General features: G+C 64.1%; 25 protein-coding genes. 15 read left to right on the top strand and 10 right to left on the bottom strand.

The genetic code is table 11. From position 1 onward, the window contains the following. Positions 1–53: 53 nt before the first annotated feature. Positions 54–716, bottom strand: a complete 663-nt coding sequence (locus GWG67_RS14965) for a TetR/AcrR family transcriptional regulator (RefSeq protein ID WP_275170061.1) — start codon at positions 714–716, stop codon at positions 54–56. Positions 717–962: 246 nt separating this feature from the next. Between GWG67_RS14965 and GWG67_RS14970 the strand changes: the two genes are divergently transcribed. From GWG67_RS14970 to GWG67_RS14980, 3 genes are read left to right on the top strand one after another with little or no spacing between them, the layout of a single operon-like run. After that, on the top strand, positions 963–1,505 hold the full coding sequence (locus GWG67_RS14970) for an OsmC family protein (RefSeq protein WP_275170062.1): 543 nt from the start codon (positions 963–965) through the stop codon (positions 1,503–1,505). Positions 1,506–1,539: 34 nt separating this feature from the next. Further along, entirely contained in the window at positions 1,540–2,673 is a 1,134-nt protein-coding gene (locus GWG67_RS14975) for an acyl-CoA dehydrogenase family protein (RefSeq protein WP_275170063.1), read from the top strand. A 46-nt stretch (positions 2,674–2,719) separates the two neighbouring features. Beyond that, positions 2,720–3,598 (top strand): sulfurtransferase, encoded by an 879-nt coding sequence (locus tag GWG67_RS14980; RefSeq protein ID WP_275170064.1) that lies wholly within the window; start codon positions 2,720–2,722, stop codon positions 3,596–3,598. Between the two features lie 6 nt (positions 3,599–3,604). On the opposite strand, the gene GWG67_RS14985 is transcribed toward GWG67_RS14980, so the two are convergent. Then, on the bottom strand, positions 3,605–5,533 hold the full coding sequence (locus GWG67_RS14985; protein WP_275170065.1) for a sigma 54-interacting transcriptional regulator: 1,929 nt from the start codon (positions 5,531–5,533) through the stop codon (positions 3,605–3,607). A gap of 161 nt (positions 5,534–5,694) precedes the next feature. On the opposite strand from GWG67_RS14985, the gene GWG67_RS14990 reads away from it, so the two are divergent. The 4 genes from GWG67_RS14990 (at position 5,695) to cynS (ending at position 9,567) form a co-directional block, all read left to right on the top strand. Further along, positions 5,695–7,074, top strand: a complete 1,380-nt coding sequence (locus GWG67_RS14990) for a CmpA/NrtA family ABC transporter substrate-binding protein (RefSeq protein WP_275170066.1) — start codon at positions 5,695–5,697, stop codon at positions 7,072–7,074. Between the two features lie 169 nt (positions 7,075–7,243). Beyond that, positions 7,244–8,083, top strand: coding sequence for a nitrate ABC transporter permease (ntrB, locus tag GWG67_RS14995; RefSeq protein ID WP_275170067.1), 840 nt, complete (start codon positions 7,244–7,246; stop codon positions 8,081–8,083). Positions 8,084–8,087: 4 nt separating this feature from the next. Next, the gene (locus GWG67_RS15000; protein WP_275170068.1) at positions 8,088–9,020 is read left to right on the top strand and encodes an ABC transporter ATP-binding protein; all 933 of its coding nucleotides are present in this window, start codon (positions 8,088–8,090) and stop codon (positions 9,018–9,020) included. 64 nt (positions 9,021–9,084) lie between these two features. Then, positions 9,085–9,567: a cyanase gene (gene cynS / locus GWG67_RS15005; RefSeq protein WP_007612142.1), complete on the top strand. Its 483-nt coding sequence runs from the start codon at positions 9,085–9,087 to the stop codon at positions 9,565–9,567. Between the two features lie 114 nt (positions 9,568–9,681). Here the strand turns inward: cynS and GWG67_RS15010 are convergent, their stop codons facing one another. Beyond that, positions 9,682–10,005 carry a DUF1476 domain-containing protein gene (locus GWG67_RS15010; protein ID WP_018455521.1) on the bottom strand — a complete coding sequence of 108 codons (324 nt, stop codon included), beginning with the start codon at positions 10,003–10,005 and terminating at the stop codon, positions 9,682–9,684. A 309-nt stretch (positions 10,006–10,314) separates the two neighbouring features. Between GWG67_RS15010 and purC the strand changes: the two genes are divergently transcribed. Both purC and purS read left to right on the top strand, forming a co-directional pair. After that, positions 10,315–11,082, top strand: coding sequence for a phosphoribosylaminoimidazolesuccinocarboxamide synthase (gene purC, locus GWG67_RS15015; RefSeq protein ID WP_171944915.1), 768 nt, complete (start codon positions 10,315–10,317; stop codon positions 11,080–11,082). A 12-nt stretch (positions 11,083–11,094) separates the two neighbouring features. Continuing rightward, positions 11,095–11,337, top strand: a complete 243-nt coding sequence (purS, locus tag GWG67_RS15020; protein ID WP_007602264.1) for a phosphoribosylformylglycinamidine synthase subunit PurS — start codon at positions 11,095–11,097, stop codon at positions 11,335–11,337. 10 nt (positions 11,338–11,347) lie between these two features. Here the strand turns inward: purS and GWG67_RS15025 are convergent, their stop codons facing one another. Next, positions 11,348–12,364 carry a magnesium and cobalt transport protein CorA gene (locus GWG67_RS15025; RefSeq protein ID WP_275170069.1) on the bottom strand — a complete coding sequence of 339 codons (1,017 nt, stop codon included), beginning with the start codon at positions 12,362–12,364 and terminating at the stop codon, positions 11,348–11,350. A gap of 164 nt (positions 12,365–12,528) precedes the next feature. Between GWG67_RS15025 and purQ the strand changes: the two genes are divergently transcribed. Both purQ and GWG67_RS15035 read left to right on the top strand, forming a co-directional pair. Further along, a complete protein-coding gene (gene purQ / locus GWG67_RS15030) occupies positions 12,529–13,230 on the top strand; it encodes a phosphoribosylformylglycinamidine synthase subunit PurQ (RefSeq protein WP_247362452.1) in 702 nt (233 codons plus the stop codon). Then, positions 13,227–14,201, top strand: coding sequence for a tripartite tricarboxylate transporter substrate binding protein BugD (locus tag GWG67_RS15035; RefSeq protein ID WP_275170070.1), 975 nt, complete (start codon positions 13,227–13,229; stop codon positions 14,199–14,201). The genes purQ and GWG67_RS15035 overlap by 4 nt, the downstream gene beginning before the upstream one ends. Here GWG67_RS15035 and GWG67_RS15040 read toward each other — a convergent pair whose 3' ends face one another. Next, positions 14,202–15,158, bottom strand: coding sequence for a DMT family transporter (locus GWG67_RS15040; RefSeq protein ID WP_275170071.1), 957 nt, complete (start codon positions 15,156–15,158; stop codon positions 14,202–14,204). A gap of 75 nt (positions 15,159–15,233) precedes the next feature. Beyond that, positions 15,234–15,713, bottom strand: a complete 480-nt coding sequence (locus GWG67_RS15045) for a PaaI family thioesterase (RefSeq protein ID WP_275170072.1) — start codon at positions 15,711–15,713, stop codon at positions 15,234–15,236. A gap of 183 nt (positions 15,714–15,896) precedes the next feature. Here GWG67_RS15045 and purL point away from each other — a divergent pair, with 183 nt between their 5' ends. Beyond that, the gene (purL, locus tag GWG67_RS15050; RefSeq protein ID WP_275170073.1) at positions 15,897–18,107 is read left to right on the top strand and encodes a phosphoribosylformylglycinamidine synthase subunit PurL; all 2,211 of its coding nucleotides are present in this window, start codon (positions 15,897–15,899) and stop codon (positions 18,105–18,107) included. Positions 18,108–18,229: 122 nt separating this feature from the next. Here purL and GWG67_RS15055 read toward each other — a convergent pair whose 3' ends face one another. Then, positions 18,230–19,408, bottom strand: coding sequence for an acyltransferase (locus GWG67_RS15055; RefSeq protein WP_275170205.1), 1,179 nt, complete (start codon positions 19,406–19,408; stop codon positions 18,230–18,232). Positions 19,409–19,598: 190 nt separating this feature from the next. Here GWG67_RS15055 and GWG67_RS15060 point away from each other — a divergent pair, with 190 nt between their 5' ends. After that, entirely contained in the window at positions 19,599–19,772 is a 174-nt protein-coding gene (locus GWG67_RS15060) for a DUF1328 domain-containing protein (protein ID WP_007612121.1), read from the top strand. 161 nt (positions 19,773–19,933) lie between these two features. Here GWG67_RS15060 and GWG67_RS15065 read toward each other — a convergent pair whose 3' ends face one another. Next, positions 19,934–20,293, bottom strand: a complete 360-nt coding sequence (locus GWG67_RS15065; RefSeq protein ID WP_275170074.1) for a DUF427 domain-containing protein — start codon at positions 20,291–20,293, stop codon at positions 19,934–19,936. Positions 20,294–20,503: 210 nt separating this feature from the next. Between GWG67_RS15065 and GWG67_RS15070 the strand changes: the two genes are divergently transcribed. Both GWG67_RS15070 and GWG67_RS15075 read left to right on the top strand, forming a co-directional pair. Then, on the top strand, positions 20,504–20,740 hold the full coding sequence (locus GWG67_RS15070) for a BolA family protein (protein WP_018316584.1): 237 nt from the start codon (positions 20,504–20,506) through the stop codon (positions 20,738–20,740). Between the two features lie 24 nt (positions 20,741–20,764). Then, on the top strand, positions 20,765–21,958 hold the full coding sequence (locus GWG67_RS15075; protein WP_275170206.1) for a low temperature requirement protein A: 1,194 nt from the start codon (positions 20,765–20,767) through the stop codon (positions 21,956–21,958). A 25-nt stretch (positions 21,959–21,983) separates the two neighbouring features. On the opposite strand, the gene egtD is transcribed toward GWG67_RS15075, so the two are convergent. Together egtD and egtB are read right to left on the bottom strand one after the other, a co-directional pair. Beyond that, positions 21,984–22,955, bottom strand: a complete 972-nt coding sequence (gene egtD, locus GWG67_RS15080) for an L-histidine N(alpha)-methyltransferase (protein WP_275170075.1) — start codon at positions 22,953–22,955, stop codon at positions 21,984–21,986. A 52-nt stretch (positions 22,956–23,007) separates the two neighbouring features. Next, entirely contained in the window at positions 23,008–24,300 is a 1,293-nt protein-coding gene (gene egtB / locus GWG67_RS15085; RefSeq protein ID WP_275170076.1) for an ergothioneine biosynthesis protein EgtB, read from the bottom strand. Positions 24,301–24,430: the final 130 nt, after the last annotated feature.

Here is a 24,430-nt window from a genome sequence, read left to right on the forward strand (position 1 = left end):
GCAATCCGGGACAGTGTCCCCGCATTCCGCTGCGCTCCATGCGGGCTACGAGGTCACACCGCCTCTAACTGATCCGCCGCGCGCTTCTTCTTTGGCTTCGACTGGCTGAGCAGGGGGCCCGCGGTCAGCGCCGCCGTATCCGCCACGCCCGGATCGCGCGACACCATCGCCGCGACGATCGCGCCGTCGATTAACAGGCCGAGCTGATGTGCGAGCACGACGGGGTCGTTCGATCCGAGCTCGCCGGCGAGCTTCTCGATGTGGCCGAGCACGATCTTCTTGTGCTTCATCGCGATGCTGCGGAACTGCTTGGCGTCCTTGTCGTGCTCGCCGACCGCGTTGATGAAGGGGCAGCCATAGAAGCGCTCTTCCGCGAACCAGCTTTTCAGCGCCGGGAAGATCCGCGTGAGTTTGGCTTGCGCGTCGCCACCGCCTTCTTCCATGGCGCCGATGAACCATTCGCGCCACTGCTTGCCTTCGCTTTCCAGCACCGCATTGACGAGATTGGTCTTGGAGCCGAACAATTTATAGAGCGTGGTCTTCGCGGTGCCGGCTTCCGCGATGATCGCGTCGATGCCGGTGGCGTTGATGCCGTTCTTGCAGAACAGATGCGTCGCGGCGTTGAGCAGGCGCCCGCGCGCTGACTCGTCGTCGCTGGTGCCGTGCGGCGACTGAGACTTCTGCTTAGACGTCTTGTTCGGTGAGGGCTTGGCCATGAGTCCAAACTTACCCGCAGCCGCGCCGCATCAGCAAGCCGCATCTGTTCCGCGCTGAAAAGATTCGCACGGGAAACCCCGTCTGCATCGCCTTTGAGCAAACGGCAGCTGATCAATCCGCAGGCAGCGTTCGCTAAGCGGCTCCAATGCTTCGCCTTTTGAATTTGGTCGGCTCTGGCACGCTCCATGCAAGGAAACAGACCGTTCGGTATCCTACCGATTTCCACTTCTGCCAGGGAGAAGATGATGACTGCCGTCGTTCAAAAGACAGTGCTGACGGGTTGCCTCGCGCCCATCGACAAGAATGGCCTCGAGCAACTGATCGCCAACGGCAAGGCCAATCCGAAGGTCATCAAGACCTTGAAGTGCAAGACGGTCGCGGAAGGAAAATTCCGCCACGCCAACTACATCCGCAGTCTGCCGCCGTACATCGTCGACGAGCCGCCGGGGCTTTTGGGCGACGACACTGCGCCGAATCCGTCCGAAGCCTCGCTCGCCGCGCTCGGCTCCTGCCTCGCCGTCGGCCTGCACGCCAACGCCGTGCATCGCGGCTGGACCGTCAACAAGCTCGAGCTCGAGCTCGAGGGTGACCTCAACATCACCGCGGTCTGGGGCACCGGCGACATCTCGGACAAGCCGGTCGGCTTCACCGACGTGCGCGTCAAGGTCGACATGGAATGTGAAGGGATCTCGCCGGATGAGATCAATGCGCTGGTCGCCCATGTGAAGCAATGGTCGCCGGTCGCCAACACCTTCACCCGCCCGGTCAATCTCGAGGTCGGCATCTAATAGACGGCAACAGGACAAGGTGCGGGAGACGATCATGGGTTCACTGGCTTTATCACGGGCCGAAGTTTTGGATCAGCCCGCACCGTCCATTGCAGGAGAGGTGGCGCGGATTGCGCGGGAGCAGCTCGCGCCGCTCGCCGCCGGTATCGATGCCGGCACCGTCTATCCCGCCGAGGTGCTGCGCCAATTCGGCGAGGTCGGCGCCTGGGGCAGTCACGTGCCGCACGAGGGGCCCGCGGACTTGCGCTGTGCGATCCAGGCCATGTCGGCGATCGGCGAGGTCTGCGGCAGCACCGCCTTCATGGCGTGGTGCCAGAACACACTGGTCTGGTACGCCGCCAACTCCACCAACATGACGCTGGCAAAGCGCTTCGGCGATGCGTTCTCGACCGGTCGCGTGCTCGGCGGCACCGGGCTTTCCAATCCGATGAAGAGCTTTTTCGGCATCGAAAAGCTCAAGCTGAAGGGGCGCAAGGTCGAGGGCGGCTACATCGTGCGCGGCGCGCTGCCCTGGGTCTCCAATCTCGGCCCGGGCCATTATTTCGGCACCATCTTCGAGCGCGAGGACGAGCCGGGCATCGCAAGCGGCGATCCTGGCACTGTCATGTTCCTCGCGGACTGCTCCGATTCCGCGATCACGCTGACGCCGTGCAAGCCGTTTCTCGCGATGGACGGCACCGGTACCTACGGCGTGCAGTTCCGTGACGCCTTCGTGCCGGATGAGCTGATCCTGGCCGATCCGGCCGGCCCTTTCGTGAAGAAGATCCGCGCCGGCTTCATCCTGCTGCAGGCCGGCATGGCGCTCGGGCTCATCAAGGACTGTATCAACATCATGGATGAGGTCGATAATCCGCTCGGTCACATCAACCGCTATTTGCCGCAACAACCGGTGCATTTCCGCGATCTCGCCGCCGAACTCGAGACCGAGACCATGATGCTGGCACGCGATCCCTACAATGAAGAGGAGACCTACTGGCGCAAGGTGATCGCGCTCAGGCTTCGCGCCGGCGAGGCCAGCGTCGCGGCGGCGCATGCGGCGATGCTGCATTGTGGCGCGCGCGGCTACCTCAAGTCCCACCGCGCGCAGCGCCGGCTGCGCGAGGCCTATTTCGTCGCGATCGTCACGCCTGCCACCAAGCAGCTGCGCAAGATGCTCGCCGATTCCTGAGTTTTACGAGCCCACCCACCATCTAACCTCAACGGAGAGGCTGCCAATGACGGACGTTCTGATCTCTGCCAGCGAACTTGCCGATCTCTTGAAAACCGAGCCCTGTGTCGTGATCGACACCCGCAACCCCGACGCCTATGGCGCCGGGCACCTTCCCAACGCCGTGAACGTGCATGAGATATTCACGTTCCTCGCGACCTCGACGCCGGAGGGCATGGCCGAGCTGAAGACCAAGTTCGCCGACGCCTTTGGCGGAGCGGGCCTGTCCGGCAAGGAGACGGCCGTGATCTACGAGCAGTCGATGAACTCCGGCTTCGGCCAGTCATGCCGCGGCTATTACCTGCTCACCATGCTCGGCTATCCCAAGATCAAGGTGCTGCATGGCGGCTTCGATGCCTGGGCGGCCGCAGGTCTTCCGGTGACGAAGGATATGCCGGCGCCGGCGAAGGCGTCGTTCTCGATCGTGCCTGAAGCGGGCGATATCCTGATCGACGCCAAGACCATGCTGGCGGCGGTCGGCAAGCCCGGCGTCGCCATTCTCGACGTGCGCGACGTCGACGAGTGGATCGGCGACAGCTCGTCGCCCTATGGGAAGGATTTCTGCCCGCGCAAAGGCCGCATCCCAGGTGCGGTGTGGCTGGAATGGTATCGCATGATGAAGCCGACCGCCGAGGGCCCGCGCTTCAAGTCCAAGGACGAGATTCTGGCTGAATGCGCCACTGTCGGCATCTCGCCGTCCACGCCGGTCTATCTCTACTGCTTCAAGGGGGCGCGCGCCTCGAACACGTTCCTGGCGCTCAAGAACGCCGGCGTGAAGGACGTGCGGATGTATTTCGGCTCCTGGAACGAATGGTCGCGCGATCCGTCGCTGCCGATCGAGCAGGGATTGCCGATCGCATCGGAGATGACGACCAAGGCGGCGTGATCGCCGCTAACCGCCGGCCCGCGGACGGGGCGCGATTCCCAGCGCCTTGATCCGCGAGGCCAGCGTGGTCGGCTTGATATCCAGCATCTCGGCCGCGCCACCGGGGCCGAACACTTTTCCGGCGCAGCCTTCGAGCGCGGCCAGGATGTTGGCGCGCTCGTGGTCGCGCATTTCGGATGACGTCATCACAGCGGGCCGTGCGTCAGCCTTCTGCCGCGCGGCGCCGGCTGGGGCCTGCGTGCCGGAGGAGTCGGGCAGATCGATCCGCAAACGGCCGTTCTGCGACAGGATCGCGGCGCGCTCGATCACGTTCTGTAGTTCGCGGACATTGCCCGGCCAGTCATAGCGCGTCAGCCGCCGCGCATCGCCTTCCGACAGGCGCAGATTGGATTTCAGCGCCTTGCTCTCGCGGGTCAGAAAATGCTGGGCGAGCAGCGCAATGTCCTCGCGCCGTTCGCGCAGCGGCACCGTCTCGATCGGAAACACGTTGAGGCGGAAATAGAGGTCCTCGCGAAAACGCCCGCGCTGCACCTCCTGCTTGAGGTCGCGGTTGGTCGCGGCGATGACGCGGACGTCGACCGCGCGGGTGCGCTCCTGGCCGACGCGCTCGAAATTGCCCTCCTGCAACACACGCAGCAGCTTGCCTTGCAATTCGAGCGGGATCTCGCCGACCTCATCGAGGAACAGCGTGCCGCCATCAGCAAGCTCGAAGCGGCCGATGCGGTCGCGCGTCGCGCCGGTGAAGGCGCCGCGGACATGGCCGAAGAACTCGCTCTCGAACAATTCGCGCGGGATCGCGGCGCAATTGACGCGGATCAGCGGCCGGTCACTGCGGGTGGAATCCTCGTGGATGGCGCGCGCGATCAGCTCCTTGCCGGTGCCGGATTCCCCGGTGATCATCACCGCCGCGCTGGTCGGTGCCACCAGCTTGACCTGGCGCAGCGTGGTCTGGATCGCCTCGCTGCCACCGATGATGCCGCGCGGATTGGTCTCGATGCGGATTTCTTCCTGGAGGTAGGCGTTTTCGAGCTCGAGACGTTCGCGCAGGCGATCGACCTCGGCGAGCGCGGCGTGCAGCTTCTCGTCGGCCTCGCGGCGCTGGCTGACGTCGCGAAACACCACGACGGCACCGACCACCACGCCGCGGTCGCGGATCGGCGTGGAGGTATATTCGACCCAGGCCGGCGAGCCGTCCTTGCGCCAGAATACCTCGCCGTCGACCTGGTGCACGGCGCCGTCGCGGAACGCCGCGTAGATCGGGCAATCATGGTTGTGATAGTGCCGCCCGTCATGGTGGGTGTGGTGCATGATGGGATGGATTTCCTTGCCGACCAGCTCCTCGGCAGTCCAGCCCAGCATCCGCTCGGCGGCGGGGTTCACGAAGGTGGTCTTGCCTTCCGCGTTGACGCCGTAAATGCCTTCGCCGGCGGCGCGCAGGATCAGCTGGTTCTCGCGCTCGATGTCCTGGAACACGCGCTCGACCCGCTGCCAAGTCGAGATGCCGCTGCGCATATGGTCTTCAGCGGCGGCATCGACATTGCGGCGGCGGCGCGCGTCGAGATCGGTGAGGGTGAGCTGGACCAGCGTGCGCCCATCATGGGGCAGGACGCAGCCGGCATATTCGAGCCGGAGATTTTGCCCGGTGGCATGGCGTGGGTTGAGCGCTGTGGTCCAGTAGGCGCCCTTGTGCAGCACGGCCTGGGTGAACACGGTCAGCGCCGGAAGCTCGCCGGCATGCAGCGTGCTCGCGCTGGTCTGGCGCAGCAGCGCGCGGTCGTAGCCGAGCAGGGCGCAGGCGGCGGGATTGGCATCCACGATCTGGTCGCCGAAGGGGTCGACCAGCAGCGTCGCCTCGACCGAGGATTCGAAGGCTGCGACGCGCGGATCGATGGTCAGGACCACATCGTCGTGGGCGAGTATTGGCGTCATTGCCATTACGAAATCTCGTTATTCAGCTACGAAATATCGTTTATCACGAATTTTCGTAATGACCAAGCGCGAGCGAAAGTGCTGCGTCATCAAGGCAACTGGCCGGCCAGAGGGCGGTGGCATGCTCCTTGCGTAATTCTCCTCGCAAATGACGCGCAGGAGGTCCGATGTCCACTTTCGACAATCCGTTTGATCCCGATCGCAACCTGCGAGCCGGCTGTGCCTGTGGTCAGCATCAATCCGCAGCGGAGCATGAGCAAGCAACCGCATTGCGCTGCGCTCCCGTCGAGAGCGAAGAGAAGCGCTACGAGGGCGTCGTCGCTTCCGCCGTGATGCGCGCGATCTTTCCGCAGGATCTGGCGCGGCGCGCGTTTCTGAAATCGGTCGGGGCCTCCACCGCGCTGGCGGCGCTGTCGCAGTTTTTCCCGCTTCAGACCGCCACCGAAGTCTTTGCGCAAGCCGGCGCGCCGGAAAAGAAGGACCTCAAGGTCGGCTTCATCCCGATCACCTGCGCGACGCCGATCATCATGGCGGCGCCGCTGGGCTTCTATGCCAAGCACGGCCTCAACGTCGACGTGGTCAAGACGGCCGGCTGGGCCGTGATCCGCGACAAGACCATCAACAAGGAATACGACGCCGCGCACATGCTGGCGCCGATGCCGCTCGCGATCTCGCTGGGCTTGGGTGCCAACGCGATTCCGTTCGCTGTACCTGCGATCGAGAATATCAACGGGCAGGGCATCGTGCTGGCGAGCAAGCACAAGGACAAGCGCGACCCGAAGGACTGGAAGGGCATGAAGTTCGCCATCCCCTTCGACTATTCCATGCACAATTATCTGCTGCGCTACTATCTCGCCGAACACGGGATCGACCCCGACACCGACGTGCAGCTGCGTTCGGTACCGCCGCCGGAAATGGTGGCAAACCTGCGCGCCGACAACATCGACGGCTTCCTCGCGCCCGACAACATCTGCCAGCGCGCGATCTATGACGGCGTCGGCTTCATGCATCTCTTGTCCAAGGAAATCTGGGACGGCCATCCCTGCTGCAGCTTTGCCGCCAGCCGCGAGTTCATCACGACGGCGCCGAACAGCTTTGCCGCGCTGACGCGCGCGATCGTCGATGCCACCGCCTATGCGTCCAAGGCGGAGAATCGCAAGCAGATCGCCGAGGCAATCGCGCCGGCGAACTACATCAACGCGCCGGTGACGGTGCTGGAACAGGTCCTGACCGGCACCTATGCCGACGGCCTCGGCGGCGTGAAGACGGATGAAAAGCGCGTCGATTTCGACCCGTTCCCCTGGCAGTCCTTTGCGGTGTGGATGCTGACGCAGATGAAGCGCTGGGGCCAGATCAAGGGCGACGTCGACTACAAGGCGGTCGCCGAGCAGGTCTATCTCGCCACCGACACCAGGAAGCTGATGACCGAGATGGGACTTGCGCCGCCAACCAGCAGCTACAAATCGTTCGCGGTGATGGGCAAGACCTTCGATCCGGCCAAGCCGGAGGATTATCTGGCGGGCTTCAAGATCAGGAAGGCGTCGTGAGCGGCCGCGATGTGCCTCCGCTGTCGTCCCGGCGAAGGCCGGGACCCATAACCCCAGGGCGGAGTTTGGCGAATATACGTTGTTCGGTACTACGACCTTTCGACTCCGCTGGATCACGCGGTATGGGTCCCGGCCTTCGCCGGGACGACGGGTGGAGAGGTCTTGCTGCATGACCGCCTCCCTTCGTCTCCGCGCCGGCCTCGTCTCGATCGTGCTGCTCGTCGCGTTCCTCGGGGTCTGGCATCTCGCCGTGCGCTCTTCGGCACCGGTGACCACGATGAGCCCGGAATACGCCAAGCTGATGGGCCTGACCGCGACGCAGGGCAAATCCGCCATGCCCGGGCCGTTCGATGTCGGCGCAAAACTCTGGGAGCATGTGAAGAGCCCGTTCTACGACAACGGGCCGAACGACAAGGGGCTCGGCATCCAGCTCGGTTATTCCATTGCGCGCGTCGGCACCGGCTATCTGCTGGCGGTGCTGGTCGCGATTCCGCTCGGCTTTCTCATCGGCATGTCGCCGCTGCTCAGCAAGGCGCTCGATCCCTTCATCCAGGTGTTGAAGCCGATCTCGCCGCTGGCGTGGATGCCGCTCGCGCTCTACACCATCAAGGATTCCTCGATCTCCGCGATCTTCGTCATCTTCATCTGCTCGATCTGGCCGATGCTGCTCAACACCGTGTTCGGGGTCGCGAGCGTACGCAAGGAATGGATCAACGTCGCGCGAACGCTCGAAGTCGGAACGATTAGGCGTGCCTTCACCGTGATCCTGCCGGCGGCGGCGCCGACCATCCTGACCGGCATGCGTATCTCGATTGGCATTGCGTGGCTGGTAATCGTCGCGGCCGAAATGCTCGTCGGCGGCACCGGCATCGGCTATTTCGTCTGGAACGAGTGGAATAACCTCTCGATCACCAACGTCATCATCGCGATCCTGCTGATCGGGGTCGTCGGCATGTTGCTCGACCAGATCCTCGCGCGTTTCACGCGCATGGTCACGTTTCCGGAGTAGGGCTGTGACCGATAAATTCGTCTCCATCGAAGCAATCGCCAAGCGCTATCCGGGCGCGGGCGGCGTGACGACGACGATCTTCGAGAATCTGTGGCTGTCGATGGCGCGCGGCGAGTTCGCTTGCGTGATCGGCCATTCCGGCTGCGGCAAGACCACGGTGCTCAACATCCTCGCCGGCCTCGATGCGCCGAGCGAGGGCGCGGTGATCGTCGACGGGCAGGCCATTTCAGGGACGAGCCTCGACCGCGCCGTGATCTTCCAGAGCCATGCGTTGCTTCCCTGGCGCACCGTGCTCGGCAACGTCGCCTACGCCGTGAGCTCGAAATGGCGGAGCTGGGATCGCGCCAGGGTGAAGGCGCATGCGCAGACGTTTATCGATCTCGTCGGTCTGACGGGTTCGGAACACAAGCGACCTTCCGAGCTTTCCGGCGGCATGAAGCAGCGCGTCGGCATCGCGCGTGCGCTCTCCATCACGCCAAAGATGATGCTGATGGACGAGCCGTTCTCGGCACTCGACGCGCTGACGCGGGGCACGCTGCAGGACGAGGTGCGGCGCATCTGTCTCGAGACCGGGCAGACCGCATTCATGATCACCCATGACGTCGACGAGGCGATCTATCTCGCCGACAAGATCTTCCTGATGACCAACGGTCCCGGCGCGGTGCTCGCGGAAGTGGTCGAGAACCCGCTGCCGCGGGACCGCGGCCGCATCGATTTGCACCGCCATCCGCTTTACTACGCGCTGCGCAACCACATCGTTGATTTCCTGGTGATGCGCAGCAAGACTTTCGCCGCCGAGACGCCTGGTCACGATCCGCGCAATGTGCCGGTGGTGCGTATCGGCAAGCCCGGATTGACGATCGCGTCTGACGCCAAGTCGGAGCCGCTCAATGAGACGTCGTGGCCGGGCTTGGCCCGGCCATCCACGTCTTCCTAGTACAGCCAAGAACGTGGATGCCCGGGACAAGGCCGGGCATGACGACAGCCAAGGAGACCCTGACATGAAACGCGAAGACCTCACCGAGAAGCTGCTCGACATCAAGCGCGAGAAGGGCTGGACCTGGAAATACATCTGCGAGCAGATCGGCGGCTATTCCGAGGTGCTGATAACAGGTGCGATCCTCGGCCAAATGAAATTGACCAAGCCGCAGGCCGCCAACGCCGCTGAACTATTCGGCCTGACGAAGGCCGAAACCACGATGCTGAACGAGACGCCGATGCGCGGCATGCCGATGCCGCCGACCGATCCCTTGATCTATCGCTTCTACGAGCTGGTCATGGTCAACGGTCCGGCCTGGAAGGCGCTGATCGAGGAGGAGTACGGCGACGGCATCATGTCGGCGATCGATTTCGACATGGTGATGGAGCGCCTGCCCAATCCGAAGGGCGACCGCGTCAAGATCACCATGAGCGGCAAATTCCTGCCGTACAAATATTACGGCGCCAGCGGCAATGTGCCGGAATATGGCTTCAAGGAGGGATAGCGATCCCTCCGTCATTCCGGACGCCGCGATAGCGGCGATCCGGAATCTCGAGATTCCGGGTTCGGTCCTGTGGACCGCCCCGGAATGACAGTGTGGGCGGATGCCTCTTTCGCCTTATTTCCCGGCCTTCACCTCGGCCGCCGCCACCGCGATCAGCTCGTTCATCTTGGCGCGAATCGCCTGTTCGGTGACGGCCACGTTCTTGGCGGCGAAATCGGCCATGACCTTGCGCAGGACGTCGGCGTCACCGGCTTCCTCGAAATCGGCCGCGACCACCTCCTTGGCATAGGCCGTGGCGGCATCGCCGGTGATGCCGAGCTTTTCGGCCGCCCACAGACCGAGCAGCCGGTTGCGGCGGGCTTCCGCCTTGAATTTCTGCTCCTCGTCGAGGGCGAACTTCTTCTCGAAGCCTTCCTCGCGCTTGTCCAACGTGCTCATGCCTTTTCCAATTCCCTGCTGACTGGACCCGGCTGGCCCTCGTTGCGAGAGCCCCGGTGCATGCCTAGATAGGGGGCACGAATCGGCAAAACAACGAGCCGTTAAGCCGCAGGCAAGGCGGTATAAGTTTGATGCCGGACGGCTGGATCGATTGTGCTGGGGGAGCCAATCGGATAGGTTGCCTCAGGCTGGGTTCCCGTTCTGTTTTCTCGGGTTCCAGGCTGTTCACGGCAGCTCCGCTGTGGGTCGTAGTCTCGTCAACCGGAGCACACCAAATACATGGATTTCAACAAAACACGGTACATCCCCATGAGCCGTCGGCGTCGCATTTATGAAGGCAAGGCAAAGGTTCTTTACGAAGGCCCGGAGCCCGGTACCCTGATCCAGCACTTCAAGGATGACGCCACCGCGTTCAATGCGAAAAAGCATCAGGTGATCGAGGGCAAGGGTGTCCTCAACAACCGGATCTCGGAGTACCTGTTTCAGCACCTCAACGACATCGGGGTGCCGACCCATTTCATCCGCCGCCTCAACATGCGCGAGCAGTTGATTCGCGAAGTCGAGATCGTGCCGCTGGAAGTGGTGGTGCGGAACGTTGCCGCCGGCTCGCTGTCGCAGCGCCTCGGCATCGAGGAGGGCACGCAGCTGCCCCGCTCGATCATCGAGTTCTACTACAAGAACGACCAGCTCAACGACCCCATGGTGTCGGAAGAGCACATCACCGCTTTCGGCTGGGCGACGCCGCAGGAGATCGACGACATCATGGCGCTTGCCATCCGTGTCAACGACTTCCTCACCGGTCTCTTCCTCGGCATCGGCATCCGCCTCGTCGACTTCAAGATGGAGTGCGGCCGGCTGTTCGAGAACGATATGATGCGGATCATCGTCGCCGACGAGATCTCGCCGGATAGCTGCCGCCTGTGGGACATCAAGTCGAACGAGAAGCTCGACAAGGACCGTTTCCGTAGGGATCTCGGTGGGCTGCTCGAGGCCTATACCGAAGTCGCCAAGCGTCTCGGCATTCTCATGGAGAACGAGCGTCCGGCGGGCTCCGGCCCGGTGCTCGTGAAGAGCTAAGAGGGATCTGACGTGAAGGCACGTGTTACCGTTACGTTGAAAACGGGCATCCTCGATCCGCAGGGCAAGGCGATCGAGGGTGCGTTGAAGTCGCTCGGCGTCGACGGCGTCGCCAGCGTTCGCCAGGGCAAGGTGTTCGACATCGAGCTCGCCGGCGCGGACAAGGCGAAGGCGGAGGCGGCGTTGAAGGACGCCGCCGACAAGCTTTTGGCGAACACCGTGATCGAGAATTATCGGGTCGAGCTGATCGGGTGACCGGGATGGCTCACAGCCACCCGACCCGACGAAAACGCCAGTACAGCGAGCCGCAGGCCGTCAGCATCACGCCGAGCAGCGTGTAATAGCCGTACTCCCAGTCCAGCTCCGGCATGTGCTTGAAGTTCATGCCGTAGATGCCGGCCAGCGCGGTCGGGATCGCGATGATCGCGAGCCAGGAGGCAAGCTTCTTGGAGACCGCCGTCTCCTGGGCCTGGCCGACCAGCAGGCTCGCTTCAAAGGCGAAGGCCAGCACCTCGCGCATCGAATCGATCCGTTCCTGGATATTCCTGACATGGTCGGTGACGTCGCGGAACAGCGGCTGCATCGTCGCGCGCACCATCGCCAGCTCGTCATGCTCGAGCCGGCGGCAGACCTCGACCAGAGGGCCGATCGCGGTCCGGAGCCGCAAGAGGTCGCGGCGCAGCATATAGAGCCGTTCGATCTGCGCCTTGCTGATCGCCTTGGAGAGCACGTCATCCTCAATGCTCTCGACTTCTTCGTGAATGCTCTCGAGCACGGGCGAGTAGTTGTCGACGATAAAATCGAGGATGGCGTAGAGGATGTAGTCCTCGCCGCGCGCGAGCGCTCGCGGGCAGCTTTCGCAGCGTTCGCGCACCGGCGTGTAGGACGTCGACGCGCCGTGGCGCACCGAGACCAGATAGCCTTCGCCGACGAAGATGTGCGTCTCGCCGAAGGCGATCCGGCCCTCGATCAGTTGCGCGGTCCGCGCCACGATGAACAGGGCCTCGCCATATTGCTCGATCTTCGGTCGCTGATGGGCGTGGTTGGCGTCCTCGATGGCGAGCTCGTGCAGGTCGAACTGCTTCTGCACCGCGCTGAGCAGCGCCATATCGGGCTCGTGCAGCCCGATCCAGACCACGTGGCCGGGCTTCGCCCGCCAGCTCGAGGCTTCGCTGATGGCGATATTGGCGACGCGCCGGCCATCGACATAGGCACCGGCGGCGATGACGCCCTCGGTGGACACCGGCTCGGAGGGGAATGTGGGCAGCGACGGGACATTCATGGCTTTAATCCCGGGCGAATCGATCGGCCGAATGGCGGGCTATGGCCTGTGCACAACGCTCGCTGCCGAGGCTAGCACTGGTAAAATCCCCGTCAAATGGATATGTCTGCTGGCGATTTGGCAGCCGTGCCAGCCCCATCCAATCCTCGTTCGGAACCTCTGCCATGAAAGCCGCCATCCTCGTCTTTCCCGGAATCAACCGTGAGCGCGACATGGCGCGCGCCTTGAGGCTGATCTCGGGCAGCGAGCCCGCGATGGTCTGGCACGCCGAGACGTCGCTGCCTGATGGCACCGACCTCGTGGTGGTGCCCGGTGGGTTCTCCTATGGCGATTATCTGCGCTGCGGCGCGATTGCGGCGCGGGCACCGGTGATGGACGCGGTGCGCGACTATGCGGCCAAGGGCGGCCTTGTGCTCGGCGTCTGCAACGGCTTTCAGATCCTCTGCGAGTCCGGCCTCTTGCCCGGCGTCCTGATGCGCAATGCGCGGCTGAAATTCATCTGCCACGACGTGCATCTCCGCGTCGAGCGCTCCGACACGCCGTTCACCCGCGGCTACAATGCCGGGCAGGTGATCCGCGTGCCCATCGCGCACGGCGAGGGCAATTATGCGGCGGACGCGGAGACCATCAAGCGGCTCGAAGGTGACGGTCGCGTGCTTTACCGCTATTGCTCGGCCGACGGTGCGATCGACGATATCAGCAACATCAATGGCGCCGCGCAATCCATCGCCGGCATCGTCAACGACAAGGGCAACGTGCTCGGCATGATGCCGCATCCGGAAAACCACGTCGAAGACATTATGGGCTGCACCGACGGCCGCGGCCTGTTCGCCGGCCTCACCGCGCATCTGGAAAAGGCCGCGTGATTAGGTCCGTGCTGAAGCGGCTGTCGGCCGCTGTCGCCGTCGTTACGCTCTCGACGGCCGCGTTCGCGCAGGACTTCCCCAAGCGTCCGGTCACCATGATCGTGCCGTTCGCGGCCGGCGGCACGTCCGACGTGATCGCGCGCACGGTTGCCGAGCAGATGGGCATCGCGCTCGGCCAGACGATCGTGATCGAGAACGTCGCCGGCGCCGGCGGCTCGACCGCACTGGCGCGCGCCTCCCGTGCCGAGCCTGACGGCTACACCATTGCAATCGGCAATGCAGGCACCAACGCCGCGACCTATACGATCTATCCAAAACTGCCGTTCACGCCGGACTCCTTCGTGCCGATCGCCATGGTGGCGAAGACGTTCGGCATCATCGCCGTGCGCAAGGATTTTCCGGCAAAGGACCTGAAAGAGTTCATCGCCTACGCCAAGGCCAACCCGGGCAAGATCAATCTCGGCCATGCCGGCGTCGGCTCTTCGAATTACCTGATCTGCAAGAGCTTCATCACGGCCGCCGGCATCGACGCGACGCTGGTCGGCTATCGCGGCGCCGCGCCCGCGCTCACCGATGCGATCGGCGGCCAGATCGACGGCGTCTGCGATGCGGCAGCCTCGGTCTCGCAGTCGATCAACGAGAAGCTGGCGCGCGGGCTCGTGGTCGGCTCGACCGTCCGGCTCGCCACAGTGCCCGACCTGCCGACGTCAGCCGAAGCCGGCCTGCCCGAATTCGAAGCGCAGGGCTGGAACGGCCTGTTCGCGCCCAAGGGCACGCCTCCGGCAATCATCGCCAAGCTGAATGCAGCTGCACGCACGGCGGTGGAAACCGACGCGGTGAAGAAGCGCTTTGCCGACCTCTCGACCGTGGCCCCCGATGCCGACGAGCACACGCCCGAGGTGCTCCAGAAGCTCGTGACGCGCGACGTCGAGAAGTACCGCAAGATGCTGGCGGACGACGCCAAGCCATAGCTAGCGCCTCTTCAGCCGCTCCGCCGGCACCGTCATCGCGGCGACGCCCGCCATGACCAGCACCAGTCCCAGCGCCAGGTTCGAGGGCACGCTCTCGCCGAGCAGCAGCACGGAGAGGCCCACGCCGATCGGAATGCGCAGATAGCCCTGCGCATTCGTCGTCAGCGTGCCGAGCCGTCCCAGGCACATGTAGAACAGCATGAGCCCCAGGGCGCTGGAGACGATGCCCATGACGATGGTGGCTGTGATCGCGGTCGGCGTCGGGTGCAGCGTCCAGGGCTGGTCGATGATCAGCGAGGGCGGCAGCAGCACGAGGCCGCCGAATAGGAGTGAGCCGGCCGCCACCACCATCGGGTCGTATTCGGACAGCCGCAGGCCGAAGATCGTGGCGCAGGCGAACGAGATGGTGGCGAGCAGGATGGCGATCTCGGCCACGATCTCGCTGCCGAAGCCGCGCAGCGCATCCAGGCCCACGATGACGATGGTGCCGGCAAGGCCGAGGAGCGCGCCCGCGAACTTCAGCAGCGTTGCCGGCTCGTGACGCGTGATCAGCGAGGTGATCAGAAAGGCGAAGATCGGCGTGGTCGAAGCCAACACCACCGTGTTCGACGCCGGCACATATTGCTGCGACCAGGTGATGATCAGGAACGGAAAGGTCGAGTTGATCAATTGCTGGGTTGCGAACAGCTTCCAAGCCTTCCCGTCGGTCGGGATCCTGACGCCGCGCATCCACAGGATCGCGAACAGGAACGCGGCCGCGATCAGCGACCGCGCTGAGATGAAGGTGATGGGCGGGATCGTGTCCAGCGCGAGCTTGGCCAGCGGATAGGTTGAGCTCCAGCAGCAGGCGAGCGCGACGAGCAGCGCATAGTCGCGCCAGTTGCGCGCGCCGGCGGCGGGCATGGATGGCAATGGCGAGGCCGTGGCGCGAGCCGTCGGTGGTGTGCTCTGCGGCACCTTGATGTTGCTCCCCGGCGCGACAGCGCTGGACACAAGTCTGGGCGAGGGGGCACCAAAAGGGAAGGCGGCGAGCTATGCGTTTGGCTGCAGTGCCGGCTTCCGCTTCACCCGCTTGATCGTGCCGGAGAATGTGAACAGGGGCCGCCCGCCTGACGTCAGCTTGCCGCGCAGGAAGATCAGCGAGCCGCCGGCGCGGGAAACTTCGCCGACACACTCGATCAGTTCGCCCTCGCGTGCCGCGTCGAGGAAGTCGCAGGCGAAATTCGTGGTCACGGCTGGTCCATCCAGCTCGTGAGTCGCGATCGCGAACAGGCAATAGTCGGAAAATGCCATGAAGCAGCCGCCATGGACGTTTCCGGAGCCGTTGAGGTGCTTCTTCTCGACCCGGAACGCCGAGCGGACGCTGCCGTCGTCCTCGATCTTGTGCCAGAACGGGCCGATATGGCTCTCAAAACTGTCGCGAATCCAGGTCCGCCAGCCCTGGAATTCTCCATCGGTGGCGACGTGGAGGTCGGGGCGGCGAGGCGGGGGCGCTTTGGTCAATTCATGCAAGGAAATGGGCCTTCAATTGCGGGTCTTTTGCCCTTAAATCCGATCTGTCCGCGCTGTGCAATTCCTGTTCCCGCAGCCCCCGGCCGCAAAACGTGGGACAGCGGGAAAATGCGCCATAAAGGGCTTTTCCAAGCCGTCCGATGTTCCTAAGAACGGCCAACCGCCGTCGAAAGCCTCGAATCCATGAAGAACGAACCCAAGATCACCCCCGAGCTGATTGCCGCCCACGGGCTCAAGCCCGATGAATATGAGCGCATCCTGAAACTGATCGGGCGGGAGCCGACCTTCACCGAACTCGGCATCTTCTCGGCGATGTGGAACGAGCACTGCTCGTACAAATCCTCGCGCCTCCATCTGAAGGGCTTGCCGACCAAGGCGCCCTGGGTGATCCAGGGCCCGGGCGAGAATGCCGGCGTGATCGACATCGGTGACGGCCAGGCCGTGGTCTTCAAGATGGAGAGCCACAACCACCCAAGCTATATCGAGCCGTACCAGGGTGCGACCACCGGCGTCGGCGGCATCTTGCGCGACGTCTTCACGATGGGCGCGCGGCCGATCGCCTGCCTCAACGCGCTGAGCTTCGGCTCGCCCGAGCATGCCAGGACGCGACACCTCGTTTCGGGTGTCGTCGCCGGCGTCGGCGGCTATGGCAATTCCTTCGGCGTGCCGACGGTCGGCGGCCAGGTCCGCTTCCACACCCGCTATGACGGCAACATCCTCGTCAACGCGATGGCGGTCGGCCTCGCCGATACCGACAAGATATTCTATGCGGCCGCCTCCGGCGTGAACATGCCGATCGTCTATCTCGGCTCCAAGACCGGGCGCGACGGCATCCACGGCGCCTCGATGGCCTCGGCCGAGTTCGACGACAAATCCGAAGAGAAGCGTCCGACCGTCCAGGTCGGCGATCCCTTTGCCGAAAAGCTGCTGCTGGAGGCCTGTCTCGAGATCATGGAGAAGGGCTGCGTCATCGCGATCCAGGACATGGGCGCGGCGGGGCTGACCTGTTCGGCGGTCGAGATGGGCGCCAAGGGCGACCTCGGCGTCGATCTCGATCTCGATGCGGTGCCGACGCGCGAGATCGGCATGAGCGCTTACGAGATGATGCTCTCTGAGAGCCAGGAGCGCATGCTCATGGTGCTCAAGCCCGAGAAGGAGAAAGAGGCCGAGGCGATCTTCAAGAAGTGGGGCCTGGATTTCGCCGTGGTCGGCTACACCACGCCGAGCAAGCGCTTTGTGGTCAAGCATGGCGGTGACGTCATGGCCGATTTGCCGATCAAGGAGCTCGGCGACGAGGCGCCGCTCTATGACCGTCCGCATGTCCCCTCCGCCGCCTTGGCGGTCGTGCATGCGCGCGAGGTGCCGGCGCCGATGGGTCTCGGTGCCGCGCTCGAAAAGCTGATCGGCACGCCCGACATGTGCAGCAAGCGCTGGGTCTGGGAGCAGTACGACCACGTCATTCTCGGCAACACCATGCAGCGCCCCGGCGGCGATGCCGCCGTGGTGCGCGTGCAGGACGGCCCGAAGGGCCTGGCGCTGACCGTCGACGTGACGCCGCGCTATTGCGAGGCCGATCCCTATCAGGGCGGCATGCAGGCCGTGGCGGAAGCCTGGCGCAACATCACCGCGGTCGGCGGCAAGCCGCTTGCGATCACCGACAATCTCAATTTCGGCAATCCTGAACGGCCCGAGATCATGGGCCAGTTCGTCGGCTGCCTGAAGGGCATCTCGGAAGCCTGCCGCACGCTCGACTTCCCGGTCGTGTCCGGCAACGTCTCGCTCTACAACGAGACCAATGGCCGCGCGATCCTGCCGACGCCCTCGATCGGCGGCGTCGGCCTGCTCGACGATTTCACCAAGTCAGCCTCGCTCGCCTTCAAGGCGGAGGGCGAGGCGATCCTCCTGATCGGCGAGACTCACGGCTGGCTCGGCCAGTCCGTTTACTTGCGCGACATCTGCGGTCGCGAGGAGGGTGCGCCCCCGCCGGTCGACCTCGCGGCGGAGAAGCGAAACGGCGACTGCGTGCGCGGCATGATCCATGCGGGCACCGCGACCGCCGTGCACGATCTCTCCGACGGCGGCCTGCTGATCGCGCTTGCCGAGATGGCGATGGCGAGCGGCATCGGCGCAAAACTGCTCGCGGCGCCGACCGCGCTGGTGCCGCAGGCCTATTGGTTCGGCGAGGACCAGGCGCGCTATCTCGTCACTGTGCCCGAAACGGAAGCCGGCCGCGTGCTCGCCAAGATGCGCGGCTGCGAGGTGCCCTGTGTGCGGATCGGCACCACTGGCGGCACCGCCGTCGCAATCGCGGGCGAAGCGCCGGTGTCGATCGACACGCTGCGGACCTCGTTCGAGCGCTGGCTGCCGGAATATATGGGCGGCAAGGCGGCGTAGGGCGCTGCCGCACAGTCCGTCATTGCGAGCGCAGCGAAGCAATCCAGAGTCTCACCGCGGACGCAGTCTGGATTGCTTCGTCGCGAGAGCTCCTCGCAATGACGAATGGAAAGAGCTTGGCCTCACAACACGTGCGAGGCCCCCGGAATTTTCCGCAGGGCCGCAGTCAGTCCCCAGCTCAGGATCACCGTGAGCACGAAACCGATCGTGGCTTTCACGATTGCCGGCCAGCTGTAATCGAACAGCGCGTACTGGATCCACAACGCGATCGGGTAGTGCACCAGGAAGATGCCGTAGGCATCCGCCTGCATGCGGTCGAGCAGGTTCGGGCCCGGCGACTTCTGGTGCAGGAAGAAGGCGAGGATCGCGAGCAGGATCCCGGCCGAAAACAGCACGAAGAACGTGCCGTAGATCGCCTGGTACCAGTGCGGCTGCGGGTCTGGATTGCCCAGAACTTCGCGCTTGATGTAGATCATGCCCCACATCAGGCAGTAGGGGATCAGCGTGGCGAGCACCCACAGCCAGCGCCGCTTCGGCAACTGGCCGCCGGCGCTGAGGATACCGCGATCGAAATTCGCAGCTCCAACACTGACGCCGATGAAGAAATAGGCGAAGTAGAGCAGGACGCGGCTCGCCTGCACCGAAAACGGCCCGAACTCGAACCATTTGCTGCCGCCGAAATAGAGCAGCGCCGGCACGTAGGCGATTGTCGCGACGACCACGAGCAGCAGCCAGAATACGGCCGGCTGGTCGAATCCGCGCAGCGACACGCGGTTGCCGGGATCGACCAGATGCGCGGAGACCCGGTAGAGCAGGCTCGCGGTCAGGTCGAACGCCAGCAGCACCCACACGAACCAGATCGGGCCGCTGGGCCACGGGCCGACCGTGATCGTCTTCCACCAGAACGCCGCGAAGCCCAGGCCCGGATCGTGCCGCAGCGCGATTGCGTAATAGGCGAGCGGGATGACCGTGAACGCCGCGATCGCGAACGGCAGCCCGAGCCGCAACAGGCGATCGCGGAGAAAGACTGACGGCGCCTTGCGCGCGATGCCCGGCCAGGTGAACAGGCCTGACAGGAAGAAGAACATCGCCATGAAGAAGCTGTCGGTGGCCAGCACGACGATGTCGAAACCGGCCCAGAAGGCCGGATCGGTGTGCCCGAAATAGGTGTAGGGAATGACGGCGTGGTGCAGCAGCACCACCAGCGTGAGGAAGGTGCGGGCACGATCGAGCGACAGATTGCGCGCCTTGGCCTTCGGCGCCGCGTGCACCTCTGCGCCGATCGTCGCTGAATGTGACATCGTCATCGTGGCCGCCCCGGTCGCGCTTCTATCCCGGCCGGACTTTGCCGCCGGGAACCGGATTCAGCAAGGGTCGTTTGACACGTCTGCAGGTCCCGACACCCCTAGGAACCAGTTCCCTGCGACGAAGTTAGCGTTCGCCAAAACGGCTTGAGGGCCGTGGCAAGGCGGTACAATTTCGGAGCTGGCGATGACGATCCTGAAATGGGCGCTGATCTTCTTACTGGTCTCGATCGTGGCCGGCGTGCTCGGCTTCACCGGCATCTCGGCCGCCTCCGCCGACATCGCCCGCTTCCTGTTCTACGTGTTCGTCGTGATTTTCCTGGTGCTGCTGATCCTGGGGCTCACGATCTTCAGGGCGTAGCGGGGCTCGCGTCAGCCATCGCTGCCGTCATGGCCGGGCTCGTCCCGGCCATCCAGGCCATCCGCGCATGACCAAGAACGTGGATGCCCGGGCCTTCGCCTCGCCGAAGCGGCTTCGGCCGCGCAGGCGGGACAAGCCCGGGCATGACGAACTCTCAGCGGCTACCCCACTTCCTCGATCTTCACCTTATCCGGATAGAAGGCGAGATGACCGGAAATCTCGGTCATGGCGGGGAAGGGCGCCTCATAGGTCCAGATCGCGTTGTCCAGCGTCTGGCCGTCGGCCTTGACGCTGTAATAGCTGGCATCGCCCTTGTAAGGGCAATGGGTGACCCGGTCGGTGCGCTCCAGCAGCGCCATGTTGGCGTCCTGTCGCGGCACATATTGTACCGCCGGATATTTCGCCTCTTTCAGCGTCAGCGCCTTGGTGGTCTCGGCGATCACGATATCGCCGGCCGTGACGCGGACGCGTCGGGGATTTGGGGTGATGGTGATGGGGTGGTCGGGCCCTGGAAGCTTCATGATTTCATGCCTTTTCGATCAGTCTGCCGCGCGCGGCACTTTGTCGTGGCTTTATCGCAATGGGATCACGGATATAGTGCCTCAAGGCGTGACGTAGAAGGCCGTTCACGCTAAGTTTGGCCCCGCCGGCAAGATTGGCTTTGCGGATCCGGACCCCGGCAGCGATTCGACGACAAGGCTGATTGCAGCCGAGACAGGAGCACGACCCGAATGCCAATGGACGCCCACGATATCGAGGCGATGATCAAGGCGGCGATCCCCGATGCCGAGGTGACCATCCGTGACCTCGCCGGGGACGGCGATCACTATGCCGCGACCGTGATCTCGGAATCCTTCCGCGGCAAGTCCCGCGTCCAGCAGCACCAGATCGTCTATCAGTCCCTGCGCGGCCAGATGGGCGGCGTGCTGCATGCGCTGGCGCTACAAACCGGTGTCCCGGGCGCTTAATCTGATCGTGACGAGGGGATGACGATGGCTGCGGACAATCCGCGCGGCGCGATGTTTCGCGTCATCCTGCCGAACCAGCACAGCCGCGTCACCAATGCCGAGCTGTTCTTCGACCTGGTTTTCGTTTTCGCGATCACGCAGGTCTCGCACACGCTGCTGCACCATTTCACGCCGCTCGGTGCGGTGCACGTCGCGGTGCTGTTTCTCGCGGTATGGTGGGTGTGGGTCTACACCGCCTGGGTCACCAACTGGCTCGATCCCGAGCTGACGCCGGTCCGGATCCTCATCTTCCTGATGATGCTGGGCGGCCTCGTGCTGTCGACGACGATCCCGACCGCTTTCGAGGGGCGGGGCCTGTGGTTTGCGATCGCCTACGCAACGATGCAGGTCGGGCGCACCGCCTTCTGGATGTTTGCAACGCCGCGGCATCGAATGGCGGTCCGGCACAATGCGATCCGCATCCTGACGTGGCTCTCGGTCTCCGCGATCTTCTGGATCCTCGGCGGCCTCGCCCATGACGAGGCGCGGCTATGGTTCTGGATCGGGGCGTTGTCGATCGAATACGTCTCGCCGGCGGTGCGCTTCTGGGTCCCGAAGCTGGGCTTCTCGTCGGTCGAGGCCTGGGCCGTCGAGGGCGGCCACATGGCCGAGCGCTGCTCGCTCTTCGTCATCATCGCGCTTGGCGAGGCCGTCGTCGTCAACGGCGCGACCTTTGCCGAGCTGGACTGGACCGCGGACAACATTTCGGCCTTCGTCTCCGCGCTGGTCGGCAGCATCGCGATGTGGTGGGTCTATTTCCACAAGGGCGCCGAGGCCGGCGCCGAGCGCATCTCGAAATCCGCCGAATCCGGCCGTTTGGCGCGGCTCGCCTACACCTATCTGCACATGCCGATCGTCGCCGGCATCATCCTGACCGCGGTCTCCGACGAGCTGGTGCTGAAGCATCCGGTCGGGCATTCCGATATCAGGACCATCGTGAGCACGATCGGCGGTCCCTTGCTGTTCCTGGTCGGTACCATCCTATTCAAGCACGCGATCCGCGGCTTCCTCCAGCTCTCGCACGGGATTGGCATCAGCTTGCTTCTGGTTCTGTCGTGGTTCGCCGCGGAGCTCTCGCCGCTATGGCTGTCGGTCGCCGCGACAGTGATCATGATCGTTGTCGCGGTATGGGAGTCGGTCTCGCTGGGATCGACGCCGGAAGAGGCCGAAGAGCATTGAGCCGGCGCCAATTGGCCCGGAGCCTTTACTCCGCCGCCTCCAGCGCGTGCACCGAGAACATCTTCGCCGCATCCGTCCAGCTCTCGCGCACTCGCCAGCCCGCGCCTTGCGCCAGCGCGGCAAAACGCTCGAGGCTGTATTTGTAGCTGTTCTCGGTGTGGATGCTCTCCCCCGCGCGGAACGAGAAGCTGGTGCCGAGCAGGCGCACGGTCTGGCTCTTTTTGCTGATCAGGTGCATCTCGATGCGGTGCCGCTCGCGATTGTAGATCGCGCGGTGGGTGAAGGCGGAGAGGTCGAAATTGCCGCCGAGCTCGCGGTTGATCCGCACCAGCACATTGAGGTTGAAACGTGCGGTGACGCCGGCGGCATCATTATAGGCGTCGTGGAGCAGGCGCTCCTCCTTCTCGAGGTCGGCGCCGATGATCATCTGCGCGCCGCGGCCCAGGATGGCGCGCGCGCTCTTCAGGAAGGCCTGCGCTTCATGCGGCTCGAAATTGCCGATGGTCGAGCCCGGGAAGAACCCGACCTTGGGCATGGTCGCCACTGCCTTGGGCAGCTCGAAGGGCGTGGTGAAGTCGGCCGCCACCGGGTAGATGCCGAGTGACGGAAAATCCCGCTTCAGGCCGTTCGCCTGCGCCGTCAGGAAGTCGCCGGAGATATCGACGGGCACATAGGCCGCGAACTTGCAGTGGTTGAGCAGCAGCCGGACCTTTGTGGTCGCGCCCGCGCCGAATTCGACGAGGGCCGCGTGCTCCGGAATGATCTTTGCGATCTCGCTGCCGCGCTCCTTCAGGATCGCAAGCTCCGTGCGTGTCGGATAATATTCCGGCAGCCGTGTGATCGCTTCGAACAATTCCGATCCGGCCGCATCGTAGAAATATTTCGGCGACAGCTTTTTCGGCTGCTGCGAGAGGTCCCCGATGGCCTCCCGGGCAAAGGCGGTGGTCTGCTCGTCGGGAAGATGGGCTTCGGCCAAGGCGCTGGCGTGCACATTCATGATACTCTCCTGAACGCGCTGTCCGGCGCGCATTTGTCGTCGGATGAGAATTTTACTCGTAGTCGGCGAGCCGCAGTCCCGTGAATTGCCAGCGGTGGTGCGGATAAAAGAAGTTGCGATAGGTGATACGGCTGTGCCCTTCCGGGGTTGCAAGCGAAGAGCCGCGCAGCACCAGCTGGTTGACCATGAACTTCCCGTTGTATTCGCCGAGGGCGCCTTCGATGGCGCGATAGCCGGGGTAGGGCGAATACGAGCTGCGGGTCCACTGCCAGACGATGCCGAAGGCATCGTTGAGCTGGCCGGCGCGAGCCGCGACCTCCCACTCCATCTCGGTCGGCAGATGTTTTCCCGTCCAGCGCGCGAAGGCGTCGGCCTCGTAATAGCTGACGTGGCAGACCGGCGCGTCGGGATCGACCGGCTTGAGGCCGGCCAGCGTCATCACATGCCATTGGCCGTCGATCTCGCGCCAATGGCCCGGTGCCTGCCAGTCGTCCTTGCTGGCGGCGGCAAAACCGTCCATCAGCCACAGCGTTGCGGTCCGGTAGCCGCCGTCGCGCATGAAGGCGAGCCATTCGCCATTGGTGACGAGATTGCGTGCGAGCTTGACCGGGCCAACGAGGGCACGATGGGCCGGCTTCTCGTTGTCGAAATGAAAACTGTCGTCGACATGACCGACGGTGTGGATGCCTTCGTTCAGCGTCAGCCAATCGTCGCCGGCCGGCGCCGCGGTCGGGAAGCGCCAGTCCGGATCATAGGCCGGCGGGATCGGATTCTGCGCGAAGGCGTGCAGGATGTCGGTGAACATCAATTCCTGATGCTGCTGCTCGTGATTGAGGCCGACCTCGACCAGTGGCGCGATCTCGCGAAGCTTGTCCTCGCCGGCGTCGCCGAAGAATTTCACGACGGCAGCGTCGACATGTTTTCGATAGGCGCCGACCTGATCGGCGCTCGGACGGGTGATATCGCCGCGGTGATTGCGGGAATGGCGCGGGCCGGCGCTGACGTAATAGGAATTGAACAGGAAGGCGAAGTCGGGATGAAAGGGCTGGTAGCCCGCACAGTGCTCGCCGAGCACGAACTGCTCCCAGAACCAGGTGGTGTGCGCCCGGTGCCATTTCGTCGGGCTCGCGTCCGGCATGGACTGGATCTGCTGGTCCTCCGGCGACAGCGGCGCGGCCCGGCGCTCGGTCTCGTGGCGGACGGCGAGAAACGCGTCTTCCAGCCTCTGGGCAAGGCCGCCCAAATCGGCCGACGGTGACGGGGCGGGGGCCGTAGCGGAGACTTGTTTCGTCACGTTTTTCTCCAGACAGGACAAGAGAACGTTGTTGGCGTTGTCGGGTTCCAAAACGCCGGGTTCGTCCTAGATAGGAGCTCCGTGACGGTATGAAAGTCCTCCTCGGCGATGATATTCGTGCCATCATGCAATGGGCCGCTGCTGCCGAGAGCGGTCCGCCCAGGGGCCGCTCGCCGCCATT

The organism is Bradyrhizobium sp. CSS354 (assembly GCF_029051725.1).
GTDB lineage: Bacteria > Pseudomonadota > Alphaproteobacteria > Rhizobiales > Xanthobacteraceae > Bradyrhizobium.

What these genes read in the sequence shown, in the direction of transcription:
- GWG67_RS14965 (WP_275170061.1), bottom strand. Translation starts at nt 716, where the DNA reads ATGGCCAAGCCCTCACCGAACAAGACGTCTAAGCAGAAGTCTCAGTCG.
- GWG67_RS14970 (WP_275170062.1), top strand. Translation starts at nt 963, where the DNA reads ATGACTGCCGTCGTTCAAAAGACAGTGCTGACGGGTTGCCTCGCGCCC.
- GWG67_RS14975 (WP_275170063.1), top strand. Translation starts at nt 1,540, where the DNA reads ATGGGTTCACTGGCTTTATCACGGGCCGAAGTTTTGGATCAGCCCGCA.
- GWG67_RS14980 (WP_275170064.1), top strand. Translation starts at nt 2,720, where the DNA reads ATGACGGACGTTCTGATCTCTGCCAGCGAACTTGCCGATCTCTTGAAA.
- GWG67_RS14985 (WP_275170065.1), bottom strand. Translation starts at nt 5,533, where the DNA reads ATGGCAATGACGCCAATACTCGCCCACGACGATGTGGTCCTGACCATC.
- GWG67_RS14990 (WP_275170066.1), top strand. Translation starts at nt 5,695, where the DNA reads ATGTCCACTTTCGACAATCCGTTTGATCCCGATCGCAACCTGCGAGCC.
- ntrB (WP_275170067.1), top strand. Translation starts at nt 7,244, where the DNA reads ATGACCGCCTCCCTTCGTCTCCGCGCCGGCCTCGTCTCGATCGTGCTG.
- cynS (WP_007612142.1), top strand. Translation starts at nt 9,085, where the DNA reads ATGAAACGCGAAGACCTCACCGAGAAGCTGCTCGACATCAAGCGCGAG.
- GWG67_RS15010 (WP_018455521.1), bottom strand. Translation starts at nt 10,005, where the DNA reads ATGAGCACGTTGGACAAGCGCGAGGAAGGCTTCGAGAAGAAGTTCGCC.
- purC (WP_171944915.1), top strand. Translation starts at nt 10,315, where the DNA reads ATGAGCCGTCGGCGTCGCATTTATGAAGGCAAGGCAAAGGTTCTTTAC.
- GWG67_RS15025 (WP_275170069.1), bottom strand. Translation starts at nt 12,364, where the DNA reads ATGAATGTCCCGTCGCTGCCCACATTCCCCTCCGAGCCGGTGTCCACC.
- purQ (WP_247362452.1), top strand. Translation starts at nt 12,529, where the DNA reads ATGAAAGCCGCCATCCTCGTCTTTCCCGGAATCAACCGTGAGCGCGAC.
- purL (WP_275170073.1), top strand. Translation starts at nt 15,897, where the DNA reads ATGAAGAACGAACCCAAGATCACCCCCGAGCTGATTGCCGCCCACGGG.
- GWG67_RS15055 (WP_275170205.1), bottom strand. Translation starts at nt 19,408, where the DNA reads ATGTCACATTCAGCGACGATCGGCGCAGAGGTGCACGCGGCGCCGAAG.
- GWG67_RS15060 (WP_007612121.1), top strand. Translation starts at nt 19,599, where the DNA reads ATGACGATCCTGAAATGGGCGCTGATCTTCTTACTGGTCTCGATCGTG.
- GWG67_RS15065 (WP_275170074.1), bottom strand. Translation starts at nt 20,293, where the DNA reads ATGAAGCTTCCAGGGCCCGACCACCCCATCACCATCACCCCAAATCCC.
- GWG67_RS15070 (WP_018316584.1), top strand. Translation starts at nt 20,504, where the DNA reads ATGCCAATGGACGCCCACGATATCGAGGCGATGATCAAGGCGGCGATC.
- GWG67_RS15075 (WP_275170206.1), top strand. Translation starts at nt 20,765, where the DNA reads ATGGCTGCGGACAATCCGCGCGGCGCGATGTTTCGCGTCATCCTGCCG.
- egtD (WP_275170075.1), bottom strand. Translation starts at nt 22,955, where the DNA reads ATGAATGTGCACGCCAGCGCCTTGGCCGAAGCCCATCTTCCCGACGAG.